This is a genomic window from Peloplasma aerotolerans (assembly GCF_030012175.1).
GTDB classification, from domain to species: Bacteria; Bacillota_I; Bacilli_A; order Acholeplasmatales; family Acholeplasmataceae; genus Peloplasma; species Peloplasma aerotolerans.
On the sequence record NZ_JASCXW010000011.1, the window covers coordinates 1 to 24,795 of the forward strand.

Annotated in this window: 18 protein-coding genes; 14 read left to right on the top strand and 4 right to left on the bottom strand. The window is 33.2% G+C overall.

The window, feature by feature from the left end:
- Positions 1-108 precede the first annotated feature (108 nt).
- Both QJ521_RS04380 and QJ521_RS04385 read left to right on the top strand, forming a co-directional pair.
- Positions 109-678, top strand: coding sequence for a hypothetical protein (locus tag QJ521_RS04380; RefSeq protein ID WP_282839217.1), 570 nt, complete (start codon positions 109-111; stop codon positions 676-678).
- A 13-nt stretch (positions 679-691) separates the two neighbouring features.
- Positions 692-2,146 (top strand): flotillin family protein, encoded by a 1,455-nt coding sequence (locus tag QJ521_RS04385; protein WP_282839218.1) that lies wholly within the window; start codon positions 692-694, stop codon positions 2,144-2,146.
- A gap of 271 nt (positions 2,147-2,417) precedes the next feature.
- Here the strand turns inward: QJ521_RS04385 and QJ521_RS04390 are convergent, their stop codons facing one another.
- Positions 2,418-3,263, bottom strand: coding sequence for a hypothetical protein (locus tag QJ521_RS04390; RefSeq protein WP_282839219.1), 846 nt, complete (start codon positions 3,261-3,263; stop codon positions 2,418-2,420).
- Positions 3,264-3,469: 206 nt separating this feature from the next.
- Between QJ521_RS04390 and QJ521_RS04395 the strand changes: the two genes are divergently transcribed.
- The 3 genes from QJ521_RS04395 to QJ521_RS04405 all read left to right on the top strand — a co-directional run bounded on the left by QJ521_RS04395 (position 3,470) and on the right by QJ521_RS04405 (position 6,971).
- Positions 3,470-4,876, top strand: a complete 1,407-nt coding sequence (locus tag QJ521_RS04395) for an MFS transporter (RefSeq protein ID WP_282839220.1) — start codon at positions 3,470-3,472, stop codon at positions 4,874-4,876.
- A gap of 1 nt (position 4,877) precedes the next feature.
- Positions 4,878-6,026 (top strand): lysophospholipid acyltransferase family protein, encoded by a 1,149-nt coding sequence (locus tag QJ521_RS04400; protein ID WP_282839221.1) that lies wholly within the window; start codon positions 4,878-4,880, stop codon positions 6,024-6,026.
- A 72-nt stretch (positions 6,027-6,098) separates the two neighbouring features.
- Positions 6,099-6,971 carry a metallophosphoesterase gene (locus QJ521_RS04405; protein WP_282839222.1) on the top strand — a complete coding sequence of 291 codons (873 nt, stop codon included), beginning with the start codon at positions 6,099-6,101 and terminating at the stop codon, positions 6,969-6,971.
- Positions 6,972-7,169: 198 nt separating this feature from the next.
- Here the strand turns inward: QJ521_RS04405 and QJ521_RS04410 are convergent, their stop codons facing one another.
- Positions 7,170-8,633 carry a catalase gene (locus QJ521_RS04410; protein WP_282839223.1) on the bottom strand — a complete coding sequence of 488 codons (1,464 nt, stop codon included), beginning with the start codon at positions 8,631-8,633 and terminating at the stop codon, positions 7,170-7,172.
- 406 nt (positions 8,634-9,039) lie between these two features.
- On the opposite strand from QJ521_RS04410, the gene QJ521_RS04415 reads away from it, so the two are divergent.
- Both QJ521_RS04415 and QJ521_RS04420 read left to right on the top strand, forming a co-directional pair.
- Entirely contained in the window at positions 9,040-9,756 is a 717-nt protein-coding gene (locus tag QJ521_RS04415) for a CPBP family intramembrane glutamic endopeptidase (protein WP_282839224.1), read from the top strand.
- A 104-nt stretch (positions 9,757-9,860) separates the two neighbouring features.
- Complete coding sequence (locus tag QJ521_RS04420; protein ID WP_282839225.1) at positions 9,861-10,163, top strand: hypothetical protein; 303 nt, start codon at positions 9,861-9,863, stop codon at positions 10,161-10,163.
- 784 nt (positions 10,164-10,947) lie between these two features.
- Here QJ521_RS04420 and QJ521_RS04425 read toward each other — a convergent pair.
- Entirely contained in the window at positions 10,948-11,709 is a 762-nt protein-coding gene (locus tag QJ521_RS04425) for a DeoR/GlpR family DNA-binding transcription regulator (RefSeq protein ID WP_282839226.1), read from the bottom strand.
- Positions 11,710-11,857: 148 nt separating this feature from the next.
- Between QJ521_RS04425 and QJ521_RS04430 the strand changes: the two genes are divergently transcribed.
- Genes QJ521_RS04430 through QJ521_RS04450 form a run of 5 tightly spaced genes read left to right on the top strand, consistent with a single transcriptional unit; the run spans position 11,858 to position 19,464 of the window.
- Positions 11,858-13,126, top strand: a complete 1,269-nt coding sequence (locus tag QJ521_RS04430; protein ID WP_347568079.1) for a zinc-binding dehydrogenase — start codon at positions 11,858-11,860, stop codon at positions 13,124-13,126.
- Between the two features lie 2 nt (positions 13,127-13,128).
- Positions 13,129-14,358 carry a dihydrolipoamide acetyltransferase family protein gene (locus tag QJ521_RS04435; protein WP_282839228.1) on the top strand — a complete coding sequence of 410 codons (1,230 nt, stop codon included), beginning with the start codon at positions 13,129-13,131 and terminating at the stop codon, positions 14,356-14,358.
- A gap of 10 nt (positions 14,359-14,368) precedes the next feature.
- On the top strand, positions 14,369-15,739 hold the full coding sequence (gene lpdA / locus QJ521_RS04440; RefSeq protein WP_282839229.1) for a dihydrolipoyl dehydrogenase: 1,371 nt from the start codon (positions 14,369-14,371) through the stop codon (positions 15,737-15,739).
- A 12-nt stretch (positions 15,740-15,751) separates the two neighbouring features.
- Positions 15,752-18,220 (top strand): alpha-ketoacid dehydrogenase subunit alpha/beta, encoded by a 2,469-nt coding sequence (locus QJ521_RS04445; protein WP_282839230.1) that lies wholly within the window; start codon positions 15,752-15,754, stop codon positions 18,218-18,220.
- A 38-nt stretch (positions 18,221-18,258) separates the two neighbouring features.
- Positions 18,259-19,464: a mannitol dehydrogenase family protein gene (locus tag QJ521_RS04450; RefSeq protein ID WP_282839231.1), complete on the top strand. Its 1,206-nt coding sequence runs from the start codon at positions 18,259-18,261 to the stop codon at positions 19,462-19,464.
- Between the two features lie 175 nt (positions 19,465-19,639).
- Here the strand turns inward: QJ521_RS04450 and QJ521_RS04455 are convergent, their stop codons facing one another.
- Complete coding sequence (locus QJ521_RS04455; RefSeq protein ID WP_282839232.1) at positions 19,640-20,665, bottom strand: LacI family DNA-binding transcriptional regulator; 1,026 nt, start codon at positions 20,663-20,665, stop codon at positions 19,640-19,642.
- A gap of 137 nt (positions 20,666-20,802) precedes the next feature.
- Here QJ521_RS04455 and QJ521_RS04460 point away from each other — a divergent pair, with 137 nt between their 5' ends.
- Both QJ521_RS04460 and QJ521_RS04465 read left to right on the top strand, forming a co-directional pair.
- The gene (locus QJ521_RS04460) at positions 20,803-22,389 is read left to right on the top strand and encodes a sialate O-acetylesterase (RefSeq protein WP_282839233.1); all 1,587 of its coding nucleotides are present in this window, start codon (positions 20,803-20,805) and stop codon (positions 22,387-22,389) included.
- A 10-nt stretch (positions 22,390-22,399) separates the two neighbouring features.
- The gene (locus tag QJ521_RS04465) at positions 22,400-24,790 is read left to right on the top strand and encodes a hypothetical protein (protein WP_282839234.1); all 2,391 of its coding nucleotides are present in this window, start codon (positions 22,400-22,402) and stop codon (positions 24,788-24,790) included.
- Positions 24,791-24,795 lie beyond the last annotated feature (5 nt).

A 24,795-nucleotide genomic window follows, 5' to 3' on the forward strand; every position in this document is an offset into this window, starting at 1 on the left:
ACATGATTTTTTGTATAGTTAAAGTATCTAAATATGGTATAATCACATATAGAAATAGAAACATACATATTAAGGGGGTTTACTATGTCACTTTGGTGGACAAATCTAATGACATTACAGCAAATTGCATTTATTCTTGCAGTGACTGCTACTGTTATTATGCTTATTTTTTTGCTTTTAATGATTTTTGGTGTGGACGATTCAACTTTTGATGGGGGATTTCAAGATGCAGATCTAGATTTTCTAGCAGATGAACCCCTAAGTGCAATTTCGGGATTGAAAATTTTAACTATACGTGGAATGTTAGTTTTTTTTAGTATTGGCGGATGGGTTGTTTTTATAATTGCGCCCTTCATGCATATACTACTTGTTTTGTTATTGGGTCTTTTGGCAGGTATTCTTGCGAGTTATTTACAAGCAATTGCATTTAAAGCAGCATTGAATTTAGAATCTTCCGGAAATCTTGATTATAAGCGAACAATTGGTAAGGTGGCGACCGTATACATTCGGATTCCCAAAGAACGCTCAGGAAAAGGCAAGGTAATTCTAACCCTGGAGGATCGTTTTATTGAAGTCGATGCGATTACTGATGATCATTTGGATTTATTATCAAAAACTATGGTTGATATAGTTGGGCTAGAAAATGATACAACACTTGTTGTAAGCATGAAAAAATAAAAGGAGATAAATTATGTTTAATATATTTAATGCAGCTGGGAATGCAATTGGATTAATCATTACATTGGTTATCATTGTAGTATCAGTTTTGGTATTTATTGTAACTAGAATTCGCAAATGTCCCTCAGACAAAATTATGGTTATTTATGGTAAAATTGGGAAAAACTCGGATGGATCATCACGCTCTTCACAGTGTATTCACGGTGGAGCAAAATTCATTTATCCGTTTATTCAAGCATATCAATTTCTTGATTTAACTCCACTTTCTATAAGTGTTGATTTAAGAAAAGCGTTATCTAGACAAAATATTCGTATTGATGTTCCTTCAAGATTTACTGTTGGTATATCAACCGAGTCTGGAGTTATGCAAAATGCAGCTGAGCGTTTATTAGGATTAAAGCTTGCTGAGATTCAAGAGTTGACGCAAGATATTATTTTTGGTCAACTACGTTTAGTTATTGCAACCATGGATATTGAGGAAATCAATACAAATCGTGATAAATTTCTTGAAGCTGTTTCTGATAATGTAGAAACAGAACTTAAAAAAATAGGTTTAAGATTGATTAACGTCAATGTCACTGATATTAATGATGAGTCTGGTTATATTGAAGCACTAGGTAAAGAAGCAGCTGCAAAAGCTATTAATGATGCTAAAAAATCAGTTGCCGAAAAAAATAGAGATGGTTCCATTGGTGAAGCTAACGCTTTTAGAGATCAAAGAATTCAAGTGGCAACTGCAAATGCAACGGCTATAGAAGGTGAAAATAAATCTTTGGGAGATGTATCTAAATCAGATGCAAGTCGTCGGGAAATTCAAGCAGAGGCACTAAGACGTGCAACAGTAGCTGAAAAAACTGCTGAAGCAAAAGCACTTGAAGAAGCTTATGTTGCTGAAAAAGAAGCTGAGTTGGCACGCGCGAGTCGTGAAAAAGCATCACTGGAAGCAGACGTTATTGTTAAATCGGAGATTGACAAACAAAAGAAAGTCATTGAAGCAGAAGCCATTGCAGAAGAAACAAGAAGAAAAGCACAAGGTGAAGCTGATGGTCTATATGCTAAAATGGAAGCTGAAGGTCGCGGTATGCTTGAAATTCTATCCAAGCAAGCTCAAGGTTTTATGCAAGTGGTTAAAGCAGCTGGCAATAGTCCAGATGCGGCGATTAAACTGCTGATTGCTGATAAACTAGAAACGCTTGTAGGTATTCAAGTTGAAGCAATCAAGAATCTTAAATTTGATAAGATTACAGTTTGGGATAGTGGTTCAAAAGATGGCAGTTCATCAACAGCAAATTTTGCCTCAAACTTATTTAAGTCAATTCCTCCAATGAGAGAATTGTTTGAAATGGCAGGTATGGATTTACCTAAGTACTTAGGAGAAACCATTCAAAGTGCAGATGAAAAAATAGCTAATGTAAAAGCTGAAGTTGAAAAAGAAGTTGTTCAAGAAAAAGATAACAATGAGAAATAATTTTTTAATGTATTATTGCATTCATATATGCCTGATGTAAAAGATTAAATAAACCAAAAAGCTTAGATTTCCCCATTTCTTAAATGAGATGGGGGTCTTTTTTAGTTGATAAGCAACCCATAAGAAATAGATCGCTAAGCATATGGAATATAAAAAAATCAGTTCAATATTGAACTGAGATCTACATTCGTATAGTTTTTAAAGTGTTGATGAATGTTTTACTAGACTAAACGATTAGTACATACTGAATTTGTTACGGTAACCACAACATCTATTTTTCGATATAAGGCATACCCTTAATAATGAAATTTGATGAGTTAATCTTATAAGTGTTTGTAAAGTCACCTTCGATTTGTTCTGGGTTCGTAAAATAGAGTTCACTCATTCCCTCAACGACAACGCCAAGTAAACTTGTAATGTGAAGATTCATTTTTATCTTCGAAAAAGCATTAACTATTTTAGGATCGAAAAAATCACTTGTCTTTGAGACGATAAGATTAATGATGACATTATTACGTTTAGTTTGCTCGTTATATAATAAATACGCACGACTTTCCTTCTCGCTTGATGGTGTCATAAAAAAGAATCGTTTTTGATCACGTTCAAAGTAAATTTCATTGAAAGTAATCTTTGAAATAAGTTTGCCTTCTATTACGCGAAAAGGAATTCTAAAAGAGAAATAATCATAATCATCAGGATGTTCAACGACATGTTGCTCATTGAGTCCTTTTTCAATCATATGGAATAGAAAATTATTGTTTCTCACATAACGATCCACATAACGTGTAGATTCGATGTAGATTAGCATGCGGTCCATGAAATCGATAACTGAATAGTTAGAAGATGAAAACTGCAACTCACGGAAGAGTTCAGCTCTCCTGTTAAGGTCATCGTTAATCATACTAACCGTCTTGTTATGATGAAGGATGAGCAAACTAAAAAGTGTACTCGAACCAAAAGAAGCGAATGCTACGATTAGCATTGCGATACGAATGCCGATAACATCGAGTTGAGCTGCTAAAAAATCATCGAAAATTAATGCAAGAAGTGTGACAAAAAAGACTACAGAACTAATGATTAGCATAACTTTAATAATATTGATTTGACGATGTTTCATTTGATCACCCACTTAGATACATTATACAGTAAAAACACAAACTGTGCTCATTTTGAACACAAGAGTTTATATCTATTTAACAGCAAAATGAATCATATAAACGTAAGGTAAAATGTATGCCTTAAAGCACTTGTTTTTATTGTTGAAAAAAAAGCGATATTTTATTATATAATTAGAATAATAATCTTTATCATGAGGAGACTTCCATGAAGCATAATGAGTTAAAGAAAAAACTTGCTTTTGCATCTGCTGATATTTTTGGTGGAGGTTCATTTAACATTGTCAATTTTCTTTATCCGGGATTTTTAGCAATTACAGTAGGGATTAGTCCCTATTGGATAGGAGTGGTTATTCTTGTTGCTAGAATCTGGGATGCAATTACTGATCCACTCATGGGACATATATCCGATAGAACAAAGTCTAAGATGGGTAAAAGAAGAATCTATTTAATGTTTGCTGCCCCTTTTGTTCTACTATCCATGTTCTTATTATTCTTCCCCTATTCTTTTTCTTCAACAGGGTTAAGAGTCGTTGCTGTTTTGTTATCCTATTTAATCTTTACAACGGTTCAAACATCAGTCATGATTCCTTACTACTCCTTATCAAGCGAAATCACTTCAGATTACCAAAAAAGAGCTTCATATAATTCTTATCGACTAGGTTTTTCAATATTTTCATCCATTCTTTGCGTTGCCGTTCCTGGTATCATCGTTGGCATGTTTGGAGATCGTGCGATAGGCTTTCAAGTCATGAGTTTATCATTTGGGTTACTCTTTGCACTATCTGTCCTGTTTACAGGACTATTTGCAAGAGAAGAGATACAAACACCAATAGTGGAAACTAAACTTTCTTTTAAAGGCATGGCGAAACCTTTAGGTCTTCGCCCCTTTAGACAATACTTAGGCATGTTTTTAGTACTTCAAATGTCAATGGCAATTATGAGTGGATTATTTTTCTTTTATGTTGATTTCTTTGTTACCAAAAGCGAGACAGCTTTAGGTAATCCAACAATGGTTGGACTCATATCCGCTGCCTTAATGTTTTCTATGCAAATCGTTGCACTTCCAGTCTATCTTAAAATGATTGAAAAGAAGGGTAAAACTTTTGCATATCGTTTCGGTGCATTCCTTTGGATTATTACTGCATTATTTATATTAGTCATTCCAGCAAATGTAAATCCAATCATGATATATTTATTAGCAGCTGTTATGGGTTTTGGTATATCAGGTCCAGGACTTGTTCCTCACACGATGTATGGAGATGTCGTTGATGCCGGTCAAATTAAATTTAAAGATAGACTAGATGGACAGATGAGTGGATTCACGAATTTCATTAATAAGATAGCTCAAGCTGTTGGACTTGCATTGGTGATGTTTTTAATCGGACTTGCAGGATTTCAGGAACAGCCTCTAAATGGTCCAGCCATTGTAGGACAACCAGATAGTGCATTACTGATGATACGTATCATCATGTCTTTAGCACCTCTCATCTTTATGAGTATTGGAATCTATATTTCATATCAATATAAAATTGATGCCAAGAAGCAAAAAGAAATAACCGATGCTATTCAAGATCTAACGATTTCTCGAGAAGAAATTATTTTAGGGTTATAAAATGAAAAAACCGAATATTATCCTAAATGCTGTATTAGGATTTCTAGTCAAAATATATGCATATCTAAAAGGTCAAAGAGTTATCAAGAACTGTAAGATTAAAGGACCAGCAATTATTTTATCTAATCATACATCTTTTTATGATTTCATTTATACAAGTGCTGCGATGTATCCAAGAAGAGTCAGCTATCTAGCAGCGAAAAAAATGTTTTATGAACCAGTTACAGGTTTCTTTTTAAGGCTTGCGAGAGCGATTCCCAAGTCTTTGATGCAAGCTGATCCTCTTGCTACACTACATGCATTTCGTATCCTAAAGAAAAAAGGAATTATCTCAGTATTTCCTGAAGGACAAATATCACCTATGGGTAGATTTTTAACGCCAGCTTTTTCTATAGCAAAATTTTTGAAGAAAGCAAATGTAGATGTTTATATCGTTAAACACATGGGAGCAGGACTTGTTAATCCTCCTTGGTCTAAAAAGACATTTAAAGGTAGAGTAGAAACAATTAAAGAGTTGATTATCACTAAAGAAGAGCTCACTACTATGACAGGTCAAGAGGTTTATAAGATTGTTTGTGATAAACTATATTACTCACAATCCGAATACAATTTGGACAAACAATATAAGTATAAAGTAAACAATATATCCAATTTGGAAAATGTTATTTATCAATGTCCCTCATGTCTACACGAAGGACTGAAAAGTATTAAAAATCAATTGGTTTGTCCCTCATGTGATTACACATTAACATATGATACATATGGAATGCTAAACGGTAAAGGAATAGATAATCTATTTATTAAACAAGCATTAGCTGTTAAAGATGAAATTGACAAAGATATCAATTATCAGATAGAAGAAAAAACGAAGTTGATGTCTTTTAGAAATCAAAAACTTGTTAAAGTTGGAAGTGGAGTCATAACACTAAAAAGATTTGAATATGTGTATAAAGGGACAATTGATCAAGCATATAAAGAATTAGTTTTCAAGGTGAGTAGTACTCCAACTCTTCCTTCTGATATTGGAAGAAATATCCAAATCTACGAGTCAGATATTATTTATCAGTTTGAGATGGAAAACAAATGGGTACCAATGAAAATGGTACATGTCGGAGAGTATTTATACTTGTTAAAAGATAAAAACGAATGAGAAGATATAAGCTTATTATTTAAGGATAGCTATTTGGATAATATTAACAAGACATAGAATAGGAGAACGATCATGAAAAACTTATATATGACGCAATCAACCTATAGAATATTACAAATAACAGATATTCACTTGATGAAATCTCCAAGCGATGACCAAACCTATGATTTGATGAAAAAAGCAATTATTGATACAAAACCTGATTTCATCATCATCACGGGTGATATCACCATGACTCATGATAATATAGAATTGCTGAATAATCTTCGTATATTTTTAGATTCTTTTAGTATTTATTGGTCATTTGTTTTTGGTAATCATGACCATGAATCTCTTTTATCATTAGATGAGCAAGCTAATATTTTGATGAATAGTCAATACTGTTGTTTCGAAAAAGGTAATCCTCTCATTAAAGGATGCGGTAATCATTATCTCAAGGTAGTTAAAGATAATCAGTTAATTGCGTTACTAGGGATGCTAGATACCCATAACACTCGTATTGATATAATCGATGGTAAAGAGATATGGAGTTATGATTATCTTGACCAAGGTCAGATTGATGATGCAATTCAAACTATTGAATCCTTAAAAAAAGAATATAATACTTTTTCATCTCTATTCTTTTTCCATATTCCATTGATTGAATATAAGAAAGCGATTGAGCAAAATGACGTATCCATTGAAGGATCATGTTTTGAAGAGATTTCTTGTTCAAAGTATGACAGTTTCTTTTTTCCACGAGTTTTAAAAACCAACACGTTAAAAGGAATCTTTGTTGGTCATGATCATGTCTGTGATTTTTCTTTCATGAATGAAGGTTGTTTATTAGCTTTTGGTCGTTGTACGGGACATTACAATTACACAATGCCTTCGTTTCAAAAAGGTGCAAGAGTTATAGATATCGATAAACTCGGGAGCATATCTAGTTGGGTCTATTTAGAATAGGATATGAATATAGTGGGCATCAAACATAAACATGCTAAAAAATAGGGAATACCATTTCTTAATCGAGATGGTCTTTTATTCTAGACACTATGAGTCAATTAAAATATTCATATGTGACAATGCAAATCATAAAAAAAGACGTTACTAATAAAGCAACGTCAATTGATTACAGATGATTTTATGTTTGATTTCTTTATATTATTTCACATCAGATAAAGGTATACCTAATGCATCAGCAACACCTTTGCCATACGCTTTATCTGCCAGCAAACAGTTTTTAATGTGTCTAACTTTAATAGACTTAGGAATATCACCCATGTTACGTGCGGTATTTTCGAACAGCATTTTTTGTTGAGCAGGTGTAATAAGCCTAAAAAGTTTACCGGGTTGAGTATAGTAATCATCGTCATCGTCTCTAAAATCATAATTAAATGCATGACCTTCTACTTTTAAAGGAGGTTCTTTTAATTCTTGGCTATCATTCCACTCACCTTCACTGTTAGGCCAATAACCTGTAGTTTTTCCAGCATTATCATCAACACGCATTGTACCATCACGATGATAACTGTTTGGCTTAGCAAATTTTGGAGCATTAACTGGAATTGAATCATGATTTACACCAAGGCGATAACGCTGTGCATCACCATATGTGAATAATCTTCCTTGTAGCATTCTATCAGGTGAAAAACCTATACCTGGAATGATATTTGCAGGATTAAATGCAGCTTGTTCAACATCTCTAAAGTAATTATCTGGATTTCTGTTTAATTCAAAGTAACCAACTTCAATTAATGGGAAATCACTTTGATATAATACCTTGGTTACATCGAAAGGATTATAGGAAAGTTTTTTTGCTTGTTCGTCAGTCATAACTTGGATATACATCGTCCATCGAGGAAAATCTTTTCGATCTATTGCTTCTAATAAATCACGTTGATGACTTTCACGGTCTTTACCAATAAGTATTTCCGCTTCTTGATCACTGATGGTTTCAATACCTTGTTTAGTTTTTAAATGAAATTTAACCCAAATAAGCTCGTTTTTGGCATTAATCATGCTATAAGTATGAGAACCATACCCATTCATATGGCGGTAAGATTTTGGGATACCACGGTCACTCATTGTAATCGTGACTTGATGTAAAGCTTCGGGTAATAAAGTCCAGAAATCCCAGTTGTTTTTTGCACTTCTTTGGTTAGTGTAAGGGTCTCGTTTTATTGCCCGATTTAGATCCGGAAAACGAAGAGGATCCCGAATAAAAAACACAGGAGTATTATTGCCAACTAAATCCCAATTTCCTTCCTCGGTATAAAACTTCATTGCAAACCCGCGAATATCTCTTTCTGCGTCAGCAGCTCCACGTTCGCCAGCTACAGTAGAAAACCGAACAAACATCTCAGTTTCTTTCCCTATTTCAGAAAATATTTTTGCTTTTGTATATTTTGTAATATCGTGAGTTACAACAAATTTACCAAATGCTCCAGAACCTTTTGCATGCATTCGACGTTCAGGAATTACTTCTCGATCAAAATGTGCAAGTTTTTCTAGAAACCAAACATCTTGTAAAAGCATAGGACCTCTTTTACCAGCTGTCATTGAATTCTCATTATCATAAACAGGTTTACCAACAGAAGTAGTTAATTTTTTCTTGTTTGTTTTCACGAATTTATCTCCTTTAGATTTTGGTATAAATACCAAGGATAACTGTATTTTATCATAATTGTGAGATTAATGTCGGATAGCTAGTTGTTACCAACGCATTGTACAGTAATACTTCCTATGTGTTTGTCGGTTTATCTATGTAAAAAAAATGGGTCTTCATATTAGATTTATAAGACTTTAGTTGCTTCATGTTTATATCTTATATCTAGGATAATGAAATATTCTAATCAATAATACAAAAAACCTAATAATGATATATAATAGTTATAAACTACTCAATATACTTTATCGAATAATTGCTGAACAAATAAGATGAATATAAGTGAGAAAAGTACTAATTTATGCTTCACTTTTTTCAATTTATTTAATATAGAAAAGTAAAAGTAAAAAGGCAAAGAGGTACAAGATGAAAGTATTTATAAAAATCATAAGTATTATTTTATTAACAGGGGTGTTGCTTGGTGCACCTAAAGTAGGTACGTGGGTTGCAAACATGTTTGACTATTCGTCAATTGATCCTGATGGCGCATTTATGTGGATTAGCGTACATCACATTATTCAAGCTGTTGTAATTCTATTAATAATTTTATTTAGTACAAAATTTTATAAAGTAAACTTCCATTTAAATATGGGGAACAAGGAAGTCGGATACAGATATTTAAAAAAATTCATGCTCTATTTTTCTATATATACTGTCATTGCTTTTATAGTGATTATTATTTCTAGCGGATTCCAACCCTTTCAGTATCCTTTAAACGCTAGGAATATTAGTGGTTATTTAGGGTTTCAGATAATATTATCGGGGCCTTCTGAGGAACTTATTTTTAGAGCTTTTGCAATCACAATTTTTGTACTTTTAGTCAGTCAAAAACGTATAGATAAACACTTAAGTTATGCGAACTTGTTTGCAGCAATTATTTTTGGTATCGCGCATATACAATTCTCGTTAAGTCCTTTTGATATTTCATTCGCTCTACCTCAAGTGTTGATGGCTATTGGATTAGGTTATTTTTATGGGGATTGTTACGAGAAATCAAAAAGTGTTGTCTATCCAATGATTATGCATAGTTTTTCAAATGTCTTAATGGTGGGTATAACGATACTACTTTCATTCTTCATATAAAAATCAACTATTTATCATTGGGTAGATTAATGTGGATTGAAGCATAATAGTGGACTCTCTATGTTATGATGATATCAAGGGGAAACATAAAGGAGGTAATGAAGATGAAGAAAGTAGTCAAGTTTAAATTTCAAGATAAAGAAGGCTTTTTAAGTGTTGTAGAAAAGTCTAATCAATACTATGCATTAGTACAAAAAGACACACCAAAAGTTGCGGATATTCAAAATACAAATCAATTACTGATATCATATGAACTGAAGCAACCTAATTATAAAGAAGTTTCAGCAAAAATATTATTTGATCAAGAACTAATCAAATGGGTTTATCACTCGTTAGAAGAAGATAAGAATTTATATTTTAAACAACTAGATGATAGTTTGTGTGTCATTGAGTTTGCTGTTGAATAAAAATAGGATATCAAGTTATTAAGTTGTGAAATAATAAAGCATACAATTGCTTTTTGTAAGCGGGAGGGAACAGTAATGAAGCAAGTGAAGAATTATATAATAGAAATATTACCTGTTGTATGTTCTGTCGTATTATTTATTTTTATTATTTTAACCCCTAATCTTTTGATTCTATTTTTATGGGCATCTATAAGAGATATTTTTGGAATAGCCCTAATATGGTTTTTATTCTTTTCATTGCTTTTTGCGATGTTTAAATTATATCGGTACAAAAAGTTTAATGAACAAATTTTAAATGAAAACAAATCAATACACTATTATTTTCTGTTTTCCATATATTTTCTTTTCATTGTTTTGTATATGTTTGTATCATCACTTTTTACAACCTATAACTATTCTTTTATAGAATATTTTAATAGACTATTAGTCACAGTTATAGCATTATTGGTGGTTTATTTGCCATCACTATTCATTGATATGATAAATGAATCTGTTTTTTTATCGATTATATATACAATTATCTTTCATATGGGTATTCAAATCTTATTATTTATCCCTTTGTACTTATTATTCTTTTCATCAAGTGTATAAAAAAATTGCTAATGAAAGCAATCTTTTGCAAAACATCCTGTAACAAAATATGTATTTCTAAATTTGTACATAGCGCTGAACAATCAGATTAAATTCACGTCATTTAAATGATCATCAAGTATTTATCAACTTTTAATAAAGGTGCAAGTGCATCTTTTTTTGTTATTCTAAGTTGATATGAACACAATTATGTTCATGCATATAAAAGTTTGCAACCTAAAGATGTAATTAAATCTATAAACTCCTGAGGTGGTATTTTATCAGTAACTAGAACATCCACATCAGATAACTTAAATGAGCTTGTCATGAATGTCTTCCCAAACTTAGAATTATCGACTAACAATACAACGCGTTTACTATTCTCTATCATCTTTCGTTTCAACGAGGCATGATCAATATTGTTGTCGGTGATATCTCCATTTATATTAAACCCGCTGCATGACAGAAAGGTAACATCAGCATTGATATGATTATAAAACTCAATTGCTGAACTTCCAAGAATGCTATTAGAGAAATTGCCAACTTTTCCACCAGAGATATATACTTCAACATTCTCTAAATGTGAAAGCATTAAGGCTGTCCTTATACCATGAGTAATGACTGTGATTTGTTTGAATCTTTGTAATAAGGGAATCATGGATAGTATTGTTGAACTGCTGTCCATATAAATGACATCATGGTCATTTACTTCTCTAATCGCAAGTCCACACATTGCTTTTTTAGCTCCGATATTCTCTGCCTCTCTCATTGCAAAAGCTGACTCATGTGCAGTGTTTTTCGCCATCATTGCACCACCGTATGTTCTACGTAGCAAACCAAGGTTATCCATGTGCGCTAAATCACGACGGATAGTTGCTTCACTTACGTACAATAATTTTGATAGTTTTTCAACACTAATCTTTTTTTCTTTTGAAAGGATCGATAATATATCATCCTGTCTTTCTAAATGTGACATTGTACACTCCTTTTGATTAAACATGATTAAACATGCTTATAAAACATGCAATATATGTTTATTATACAACAAGATAAGCAAAATGAACAAAATTCAATCAAGTATAGTAGAATGAATTTGTAAAAAAATGGTAAATGAGGTAAATATGATGAAAACTACAGCAGTACGACTTTATGGAGTAAAGGACTTGCGTCTTGAATCTTTTGAGTTACCAAAAATTAAATCTACAGAGATATTAGCAAAGGTAATATCCGATAGTATATGTATGTCAACATATAAAGCGGTGAATCAGGGATCAAGTCATAAAAGAGTACCATCCAATGTTGATACCCATCCGACTATAATCGGTCATGAATTTTGTCTAGAACTTCTCGAAGTGGGAGAAAAATGGCAAGGTATTTATAACATCGGTGATAAGTATGCGATTCAACCAGCTTTAAATTACAAAGGGAGTCTAGATGCACCTGGATATTCATATCAATTCATTGGTGGTAATGCAACATACGTAATTATCCCTGAAGAAGTAATGATACAAAATTGTCTCTTGCCATTTGAAGGTGAAGGGTATTTCTCTGGTTCTTTAGCTGAACCATTTTCTTGTGTTGCTGGAGCATTTCATGAAAATTTCCGTTCAAATTTTGAAACACACATCCATGATATGGACATTAAAAAAGATGGTGCAATGATTCTATTAGCGGCAGCGGGACCTATGGGTTTGGCGGCAATAGAATATGCAGTAAATAGAGACATTACGCCTAAATTGTTAATCGTAACTGATATTGATCAAAATCGATTGGATCGTGCATCAAAAATGATATCACCAGAGTTTGCTGAGAAAAAAGGTGTCAAGCTTATTTATGTCAACACAATTAATTTTAGTGATCCAGTGAACCAAATAAAAGCACTCAATCATAACCAAGGATTTGATGATGTGTTTATTTTTGCACCAGTAAAAATGCTCGCTGAACAAGGTAATCAGTTGCTTGCTCAAAAAGGTTGTTTGAACTTTTTCGCTGGGCCTACTGATCCTAATTTTTCAGCAAGTTTTAATTATTATAAACTTCATTATGAAGGGCATCGTATAACTGGGACTTCTGGAGGAAACACAAACGATATGCTTGAGGTACTTGATATGTTTTCAAAAAACATACTTAGACCAGAAATTATGATATCTCATGTAGGTGGTCTTGATTCTGTCATTGATACCACATTGAACTTACCACAAGTTCCAGGTGCTAAAAAACTAGTTTATACACATATATCGATGCCAATGACTGCAATTTCTGATTTTAAAGAACTTGGAAAAAATGATACAATCTTTTATGAATTAAGCGAAATATGTGATCGACATAATGGTCTTTGGAGTGTGGAAGCTGAAAACTATCTGCTTAAACACGGGAAGAAAATAGAGGTGTAATAATGGCTACTCCAGTTTTAATGCCTAAACAAGGCATCACGGTTGAAAGTTGTTTCTTAAGTGAATGGCATGTAAAAGAAAATGATGTGATCGAAATAGGAACAGTTCTTTTTAGTTATGAAACAGATAAAGCAGTTTTTGATTATACATCTGAAGTTGAAGGTGTCGTTATAAAAATACTTTATGAACAAGGTGAAATTGTCAATGTTCTAGAACCTGTTTGCTATGTTGGAAAACCGGGTGAAAAAGTAGAGGTTGAGATTGAATCTGAACCCAAAGATAAGCCTAAGATTGTTGAAGACGTAAAAGATGAGATTGTTAATAGTAAGGATGTTAATCATAGCAATTTGAACACATCACAGAATGTTTTCGCTAGCCCAAGAGCTAAAGGTAAAGCAAACAAGCAAAATATAGATATAAAAAGTCTAAGAGGTACTGGACCTAATGGCCGAATCATTGAGCGAGATGTTTCATATTCTAATAGAATGTCTAGTGATTTACAAACCGATAATGAGCAAAAATTCGATATAAAACCACTTAGTAATATGCGTAAACTGATAGGGAAAGCTATGATGAATAGTTTGCAAAACACAGCACAACTAACCCATACACTGTCATTTGACGCGACTGATATTATAAATTATAGAAAACTGTTAAAGTTGAAAGAAAAAGAAGAGTCGTTACCTAAAATTACTTTAAATGACATTATTGTATACTCCGTATCTAGAGTTTTAAAAAGTCATATGGATTTAAATGCACACTTTGATAATCAAGAACTAAAAGTTTTTAATCATATGCATATTGGGATAGCAACGGATACAAAAAGAGGTTTGATGGTACCAACGCTATTTAATGCAGACACTTTATCATTGTCTCAAATGTCCATTCAAGCAAAATCATTAATCAATGATTGCTTAGCGGGTAGCATTAACCCAGACTTATTATCTGGAGCGTCGTTTACTATTTCAAATTTGGGGACTTTAGATATTGAACATTTCACACCAATTATTAATCCACCACAGACTGGCATTTTGGGTGTGAACACTATTACAACACAAGTTAAAAAAGATGAATATGGACGAATTGTATTCTTCGAAGCTATGGGATTGTCATTAACCTATGATCATCAGGTAATAGATGGTGCAGGTGCTTCGAGATTTTTAAAGGAATTAAAAGAATATCTACAAGATTTTACAAAAAATATAGAATCAGATCCATATGGTTTAAGATAAGGAGTTTACAATGAAAAATTATGAATTAGTTATTATTGGTGGTGGTCCAGGCGGCTACCACGCGGCAGATATTGCTGGGAAATCAGGAATACAAACATTGCTGATTGAAAAACATAAATTAGGTGGTGTTTGCTTAAATGAGGGGTGTATTCCAAGTAAAGCACTATTGAACAGTGCGAAACAATATACTTACGCATTACATGGTGATTCTTACGGAGTTCATGCTAAAGACATAACATTTAATATGGAAGAAGTTGTGAATAGGAAGAATCAAGTAGTGAAAACTTTAGTTGATGGTGTTGGCTATAAAATGAAAACATCTAAAGTCACCGTTATAGAAGGAACTGCTGAGATTATCAAAAAAGAAAATCAAGATTATATCCTTAAAGTGAATGAGCAACAATATAGTGCAAAAAAATTAATCATTGCTACTGGGTCAACACCAATATTACCCCCAATTGAAGGCTTATCGGAGGCATTAAAGTCAAAAAAAATACTCACAAGTAAAGAAACACTAGATTTGACTGAGCTACCTAAAAATTTGACTGTAATAGGCGGCGGTGTCATTGGTCTTGAAATGGCATCATATTTTGCACAAATCGGCAGCAAAGTGACCGTGATCGAAATGCAACCTACCATTGGTGGAGCACTGGATCAGGAACTTTCAAAAGAATTAAAAAAAATCCTTGAAAATCAAGGGATATCATTTAAGTTGAATGCAAAAGTTACAAAAATCAGTGATCATGAAATTACATACAGTTTGAATGATGAGTCATATACTATAAAGCACGATTATGCCCTGTTATCTGTTGGTAGAAAAGCAAATACAAAAGATTTAGGTATAGAAAATATTCATATTGAACTGAGTAAAAATGGAGCTATTATAACCGATGATCAGCTTAAAACAAATATTGCAAATGTTTATGCTATTGGAGATGTGAATGGTAAATCGATGCTTGCTCACACAGCATATAAAGAAGCGGAAGTTTGTATAAGTAATATCCAAGGTAAAGCTGATTATATCGAGTATGATTATATTCCATCAGTTATATATACAAATCCTGAGGTAAGTTCAGTGGGTTATACAGAAGCCCAAGCAAAAGAGAAAGGTTACGATGTGAAAGTAATTAAATTACCAGTTTCTTACTCTGGTAGACATCTCGCAGAAAGCAATGATAAGAATGGGTTTCTAAAATTAATCATTAATCAAAAGAAAAACACTCTAATTGGAGCACATATTTTATCTCTTTATGCAAGTGAGATTATACTTTTCTTAAGTTCAATGATACACCTGGAAATACAAATTGAAACATTAAAACAAATCATCTATCCGCACCCTACAGTCGGAGAACTTATTAAAGATGCATTGTTTCATATATAGGAGGAACAGAAAATGCCAAAATCAAAATTTATAGATCCAAAAAATGTTTTAAAGCCAAGCAAGATTACATTTAAAGATATTCCGGTGAATGATTATAAAAAAACAATTCTAGATGAAAAAGATAATTACAGTAAAGATGATTTTTTAAGAATGTTTCATGATATGGCAACATTAAGAGAATTTGAAAGTATGCTTTATGCAATTAAAGTGAAAGGCGAATATGAAGGTTTTAAATTTAGTTATCCAGGACCAGCTCATCTATCTATGGGACAGGAAGCAGCTTCTGTTGGTCAAGCATATTTGCTTGAGGAAGATGACTTAACATTTGGTTCACATAGAAGTCATAGTGAAGTTTTGGCTAGAGGTTTAGTCTCAATCCATAAACTTTCTGAAGACAAATTAATCAATATCATGAAACAGTTTGAAGACGGAGCAACTTACAACGTTGTGCATAGTGAAAGTCCAGATGCTAAGGTTAAAGATCTTGCTGTAGATTTTCTACTATATGGTACATTAGCTGAGATATTTGCGAAGAAAACAGGCTTCCATAAAGGAATGGGAGGTAGTATGCATGTCTTTTTCCAACCTTTTGGTATATACCCTAATAATGCCATAGTAGGAGGTTCAGCACCGATTGCAACAGGGGCAGCATTATTTAAGAAGGTTAATGATAAAAATGGTCTGGTGATAGCAAATATTGGTGATGGATCATTAGGTTGCGGTGTAGTTTATGAGTCACTCAATTTTGCAGCTATGGATCAGTTTACAGAACTTTGGGAGAAAAAAGGAGGGCTACCAATTATATTTAATGTGTTCAATAATGGATATGGTATGGGTGGGCAAACGAGAGGAGAAACGATGGCTTATGATTTTGTTGCACGCTTAGGTGCTGGTATAAGCCCATCACAACTTCATGCAGAACGTGTTGATGGCTTCAACTTACTAGCTGTTATAGATGCATATAAACGTAAACTTGAAGTTATTAAAAACGGACTTGGACCTGTTTTTTTAGATGTTGTTACATATCGCTTTAGTGGGCATTCTCCATCAGATGCCATGAGTTATCGTAGTAAAGAAGAAATCGATGCTTGGGAAGCAATAGATCCACTAATCACATTTAGAGAAAATTTAGTTAAAGCCAAAATTGCAAATGATGATGAATTTGAAGCTATATTAAATAATGTGAAGGAAAGAATGTATAGATTATTCTTAGTGGCTTCAGATGTTGGAAAGTCACCATATTTAGATTTGGGTCAAGATCCACTCTATATCGAATCACTAATGTTTAGTAATCAAGCTGTAGAATCTTTTGATACATCACGCAAATCAGATGTTCTACTACCATACGAGGAAAACCCAAGAGTCAAATTATTAAAGTCAAGGGAGCGCTATGCATTTGATGATAATGGTAAGATGATTCCAAAAATAAAACAATACAATATCAGAGATGGTCTATTTGAAGCAATTATTGATCGTTATTATAAAGATCCTACACTTATTTCTTATGGTGAAGATGTGAGAGATTGGGGTGGAGCATTCGCGGTTTATAGAGGACTAACCGAAGCACTACCATATCATCGTTTATTTAATAGTCCAATTTCAGAAGCGACTATCGTTTCTACAGCTGTTGGATATGGTTTAAGTGGTGGACGAGTCATCGTTGAGTTAATGTATGCTGATTTCATGGGTCGCGCTGGTGACGAGATATTTAATCAGCTTGCCAAATGGCAAGCAATGAGTAGTGGTGTATTGAAAATGCCAGTTGTTTTAAGAGTTTCAATAGGTTCAAAATATGGCGCACAACATTCTCAAGATTGGATTGCATTACCCGCACATGTGCCTGGACTTAAGGTCGTCTTCCCTGCAACACCTTATGATGCAAAAGGTTTAATGAATGCAGCATTAAATGGTACTGATCCGGTGGTTTTCTTTGAAAGTCAACGTATCTATGATAAAGGTGAAGAATTTGTCAAAACTGGAGTACCCGAAGAATATTATGAAATTCCACTAGGAGAGCCAAACATCAAAAAAGCTGGTTCAGATGTAACAATTTTAACTATAGGAGCAACGTTATATCATGCAATTGAAGCAGCGAAGATTCTAAAAGAAAAATATAATGTTTCTGCAGAAGTTATTGATGCAAGAAGTATAGTTCCTTTTAATTACGAACTAGTGATAGAATCTATTAAGAAAACGGGAAAAATTGTTTTAGCAAGTGATGCATGTTCAAGAGGATCAATTTTAAATGACTTTGCTAGAAATATCTCTGAAATGGCATTTGATTATCTTGATGGACCACCTGTAGTAGTTGGTGCGAAAAACTGGATAACACCACCTTATGAGTTTGATTCAGACTATTTTCCACAAGCAGACTGGATAATCGATGCAATTCACGATAAAATACTACCTTTAAATGGACATGTGAGTAAGCAAAATAACTCTGTGTCAGAACAATTAAGAAAAGCAAAGAAAGGTGTTTAGTGAATAGACACAAAAAATAAAGTTTTAAAAGAGGTCATATGAAAAAAGCCGTTATGTATGGAGCAGGAAATATAGGTAGAGGATTTATTGGTCAATTGTTATCTCAATCAGGATATGAAGTTATATTTTTAGATATAAATGAAAAAATCATTGACACTTTAAATAAAGATAGAAAATACAAAATTACAACTGTCTCAAATGAAAATGAACAACAAATCATCATTGAAAACATTAGAGCTATAAACACGAAGACACACGAAAAAGAAGCGATTGATGCAATTGCAACATGTGATCTTATGGCAACTGCTGTAGGTGCGAATGTATTGAAATATATTGCACCTATTGTTGCCAAAGGCATACTTAGAAGGTATGAAACACAGAAAGAGGTATTAAATATATTACTTTGTGAAAATCTTTTACATGTGGATAAATATTTAAAAAACTTAATCAAAAATGAACTTGGGGAAGAAAGCAACCTTGTATTACGGAATGTTGGTTTTGTAGAGGCATCAATTGGACGAATGGTTCCAGTTATGCTCGAAGCAACATACCCTACTGATATTACTGTTGAATCATTTGAAGTACTTCATACAGATAAAGATGGATATATTGGAGAACTGCCTGTAATTAAGAAAATGATAGCTTATGCACCATTTGAAGTGTATATCAGAAGAAAGTTATTCATGCATAATATGGGTCACGCAGTGACAGCTTACCTCGCTGCGATTAAGGGATATACATATATTCATGAGGCGATAAGTGACATTGAAATTAAATACTGTGTTTATGCTTGTGGCATAGAATCTGCCCAGGCTATAGCAACTGATGGGTATCCACTTAAAGAACTAATTAATTTCTATGATCGTCTAATTTATCGATTTAATAACAAACAATTAAAAGATACGGTTGAGCGTGTTGGTAGAGACACCAAACGTAAACTTGCAAGTAATGATAGAATCGTTGGTGCTATAAACTTATGTAAAGAAAAACATATACCATATGCATATTTATTACTTGGTGTTGCTAGTGGATTATTATTTGAACTAGATGAAAGCCAACATAGTTTAGAAGTGTTTAATGATGCGAAAACTGACTTGAGGAAAGCAATTACAAAACACACTGGAATTTCTAATGATGAGGATACTGAAGTTATTTCTAGACTTTACGCAATGCTTCAAAAAAAAGATTTAACGTCTGCAATTTCGTTTTGCGAGAAGTTTAAATCAGAAAAAATAGTAGATTGAAAAATCGTATGGTTTTTTTGCTAAACTATATAATTGAGTTGCAATCCAAATTGATATCAGTTGATGTAAAATATAAGAATCAAAAAACAATTTGTGATAGAATAGGGTGCTAGTGAAATCTAAAAGCGTAGATACGATTTATCGTATCTACGCTATAACTCTTTATTTTCTTAAATTATTCTATTGATGTTTCTCTACAGGTGCCAACAGAATCTCTAATTGTAATGGATGAATATAGAATCATCATATAAGGTTTTATATGTGTAGAAGATAATCTTTTGAGCATCATTCGATAAGCAGCATTAGCTATTTCTTTAGGTTCAACACCGATGCTGGTTAGACGTGGTATTGTCTCCTCACATAAACTAGTATTATCAAAACTAGCAACCGAAAAATCTTTTGGGATATCATAACCTTTACTAATCATAGTTATTAAAAAGTTTTGAGCTGAATAATCTGAGTCGAATAAAAATGCTGTCGGTAATGGCGATGGTATGTTAAAATATTTAAAGTTTTGCATATTGGCTAATGATAGATTTATATGCATACTTGGGGTGAATGGAATTTTATATTCATAAAGTGCTTTTTGGAATCCGTAAAACTTATCAATATTTGTGGATATTGCAGTTTCAATTACAAAGCAGATATTACGATGTCCCTGTTGTATCAAAAACTCTGTCATCTCATATCCCGCATGATAATCATCTATATAAATAAAACTACCCGTTCTATTTTGGATATAGTTATCAATACATATAATTGGTATGTCAATATCTAGAAAAGATTCTAATGTTTGTGCAGGAATTATACCAGCCCAAAAGACACCATATGTTTTTGCTTTTTCATGGCGGTAAGCTCTTACATTTGTATTGAAATCCTTCGGTGAGAAATCTTGATCAGCGATGTGTATCTCAATCGTTGCACCAATGTCAGACAAAATTTTACTGAGTTCTTTGAAAATACCAAAGTAAAATTGCTCAGTCGAAGACATGAAACGTTTTGGAATGATATAGTAAAAATTGCGACATTGCTTAACTAAAGGATCTATGTACTTGTAATTAAGACGTACCGCACAATCAAAAACTTTTCTTTTCAACTCCTCACTTATATCATGCTTGTCATTAAGCGCTTTATAAACAGAGACTTTTGATATTTTAAGTTCGTTAGCGATGTCTTCCATGGTTACTTTTTTCTTATTCATGATTCTATTATATCATTTGTTACGTAACAATAAAACTATAATAACTTAAATTATGAAATTGACTTTAGAATGAAAGCGTTTTTATGTATAATCTTAGTAAGTGTTAGTTTAAAAACATGGTTAGAAAAGGTGAGTTTATGTGTGAAAGATATCTCATGTTGGCATTTTTATCAACTTTAATTATCTTATTAACAGCTTGTCACAAAACATCAACGGAGGTAAATAAGATGATGGATGCATTGAATCTTAACTTGATATCAACGAATGATAACTTGTTGACTTCAATGGAACCCACATTTGATATTGATTATAGTGTACCATTAGAAAAATCAAGATTTCTTTTTGAACCTATATTTTCTGATTCTATGGTTTTACAGGCAAATGCAGTAATTAAGTTTCATGGGTCACATGATACAGACGGCAAAATAGCTCTTATGTTTAATGGACAAACCTATTATAGTGAAGTCACCACCAATCAGTTGTTTTCATTTTATATTGGATATTACACACATGGTGGTCCATATGAGATGACACTCTATACTAAAACTTCAAAATATGTCTTCAAAGATATTATGATTGGTGAGGTGTATTTGATGAGTGGACAATCAAATATGGCAATCACAATGAGTCAAATTTTAAATAGTGCAAATAGTGCATATACCCAAAAAATCAAACAAGATATTGACGATATTGATAAAGAGAAAATCAGATTTATTACAGTTGGTATATTAGGTTCAAGTGAGCCTCTTAATAAGTTTCAAACTCATCAGACGTATCCCTGGGAAGTATTGTCGTCAGATAATGCTCTAAATGTAAGTGCTACAGCCTTCTATTTTGCACAAGAAATACTGAATCAATATGACATACCGGTTGGTATCATCATATCTGCAGTTGGTGCTACATATACAAACACATGGATTCCAAAAGTAGATGCAATTGGAATGGATAGCACATATGTGAAAAATATCAGTGATGCTGACACACCATCACAATACTATAATGGCATGATTGCACCACTTAAGCACATGATATTCAGAGGAGTTATATGGTATCAAGGTGAAGGACAGGACGTTAAATATGAAGAAAACGTGACAAAACTTATTCATGGATGGCGAAGAGAGTTTAGCAATCCCAATCTAAAATTTCTAATTGTTGGATTGCCGCGTTTCGATTTTGATTTACCAAACACCCAGGAGAGTTGGTTTCAGGTTAGAAAACAACAACAAAGATTAGCCAATATCGAAGGAGTTACATATTCAGTTAATATCGATTTAGGCATTCTTTCAAGTCAAACTAATGATCCAATTCACCCATATGATAAAGACTTAATTGGTAAACGTGCAGCACACGCATTCATGGATGCATTTTATGAAGCACCTGGTATTTGGACATCACCCAGATTAATTTATGCTGGTTATTTAGATGGTAAGTTGATTCTTAAATTCTCCAACGTTGGAGAAGGTATTTACTTGACTGACAAAAAAACAGGGTTTGAAGTGAGTTCAGATGGCATTAGATTTAGTTATGCAGAGCCTAAACTTGTTGATCATGAGACGATTGAACTCAATGCAAGATTAGATAACGTACAGGCAATACGTTATGGCTACTCATATAGTTTTCAAGAGGTTTTTGGTTCGAATGGACAGCCTGGAAGTTTAAGCGAACTTGTTTGTGTTTTCAATAGTGGACATTATCCACTTGATCAATTTTTAATCTACACATAAGGGAGGAAATATGAGAATAAGAATAGGAATAATCTTCATTTTAATAGTTTTGAGCATGACGATTCTAATGGGGTGCACCCAAAATCAGAATGTGAATTTATTGCTCAATGAGAAAAATGACCAAGTTCAAATTGGTATTGGAGGACAATATTATTTTGAGTTTAACAAGGACCAAGATAATTGGTCATTTAGTGGTGTTTTCGCAGGAAGAAACAATGAACTTTTATTTGATTCAATGGATGGAAGCTTTTATCGTTTTTCTCCACTGCAGTTTAATCAAGAAAATCCAAACACTTCATTTGATGATCTAATTGAAGAAATCAATGTCATTCAAAATGAAGATGATATTAAGCAAATAGAAGTGAAAAATAGTCAGGTAACGATGGTACTTACCGTAGACAAAAATTCACATTTTATTGAACGTTCATTTACGTTGAATAATCAAAATGATAACTACCTTGCAGATTTTCAACTTAGTTTTGCTTTACGTACCAATGCAAATTTAATTGAGCGTGAATACGGAGCAATCGCAACCAAAGATCCAGGTATAGCATTTGCAGATGTACCTTATGCGTTTCCAGCTATTTACACTAAATTATTTTCAGCAGACTATGAATACAATGTAATCAATGTTGTTGATTATATTAATTCAGATTCAGTCTTTGGAAAGATGAGAAAACGTAAAGTACAAGATCAATTTGAATTAGGTGTTACATCTAAGTCCGGTGATTTTAAACAAGGGACATATCAATTCACCGATTATTGGTCAATTGATCAAGAAGATTCAAGTTATTATGAACTTATTGGTAAAGCAGCTTCTAAATATTTAGATATTAATCCAATTCCAGTTGATGATATTGCAGCACTTTCTAATTTAGTTGCCCCATCTTTTGATTTAATCGTTGAGGGACTTTATAAGAATCTGACAGATCCAAGAACTGGTGTAAAAACACATCATGGTGCAATGAAACCATATGGTTACATGGAAGACTTTGGTGCTGGCTGGGCTGAAAGTTTTGTTTTACTCGATACAACAAAAGGCATGTTGCGTTATGCACTCACTGAAAATGATTCTGAAAAAATAGCATATGTTACATCTCTTATAACACATTTAACTACGAATCATGGCGATGGAGAGAGTTGGATTGCGCCTTATACAGGCAATGACGCCAAAAGCGATGAATATTTTTTACATCATACTTATGCGAATCGAGTATTCGGGAACAATTCATCCGGTGAAGAAACTGGGTCAAGAGTTGGTATCAGTGGATGGAAGTATTATGATATGCTTGCCAATCTTGCGGATTTGGCAGCAATTACAGAAGATGAAGGAGTTACAGAAGGTTTCTTGAAACTTATGCCATTCTTAAACACACTTAAACTAGACAATTATGTACAGCCAGTTGCTTGGTATTATGATACACGTCTACCAGCATCAGGACATGATGATGGTGGTAGTGCTGGTAATGCTAGTACATGGGCATACATCCATCTTATGGCTTCAACATTGTCTGAAGACCGAGGTTCATATTATCAAAGCGAAGGACTTAATTCTCTAGATTACGCAAATAGCATGGACTATTTTAACATGACAGCGATGCGCGTTGCAGTAAAACCAGTTGTTCTCGGATGGAATGTTAGAGCTAATTTATTAGCATATGATTTAACCGAAGAACAAAAATATTTGGATCAAGCTAAAATAACAGCTCAAGGTTTATTATCTTTTTACTACATCAATTCCAATCCTAGCACATATTTCGCTTCATTAGGATTTGGTTATGCAGATTTAAGAGAACGATGGGAAGCATATCTTGAAATGGCTCAATCCATCTGGTTAATTGCACCAGTTATGGAGCATATGAAGGATTTCACGCCACTTCTTGATCTATTCTATTCAGCATCAAAAACATATCTTTATGCATTCCCAATTAATGGTAATCCATATGGGAATTATCAAAGAGTTCCAGGTTATGATGCACTTGATGGTTATTATATTCCTTTTGAGTTTGCAACAGGCGTTTTAGTTGATAACCCTGGTAATGAAGGTGGCTCGCAATCTGCCTATCGTCAAGTTAAGGAAATATATGGCTCAGGCGAAGTTTTCTTAAACTATTTGATGTTTGAAGCCAACGGTCGCGCTGTAAATCCCAAATTGCTTATGCTGAACTTAACAGGAGCATACAACTCATTTGATAGAAATGAACACTCATTTGTATTTTACAACCCATCTAGCGATAGCCAATCATCTGTTGTCATCTTTGATTTTATGGAAGATGGGAATTATGAAATCACATTAAACGGCGTCTCCATTGGAACGTTTACATTTGAGGCATTAAATCGAGGTATTGTACTAAATATTAATGCTAGAGAATCGATTATTATCGATGTTAAGAAAGTGTAGGTGAA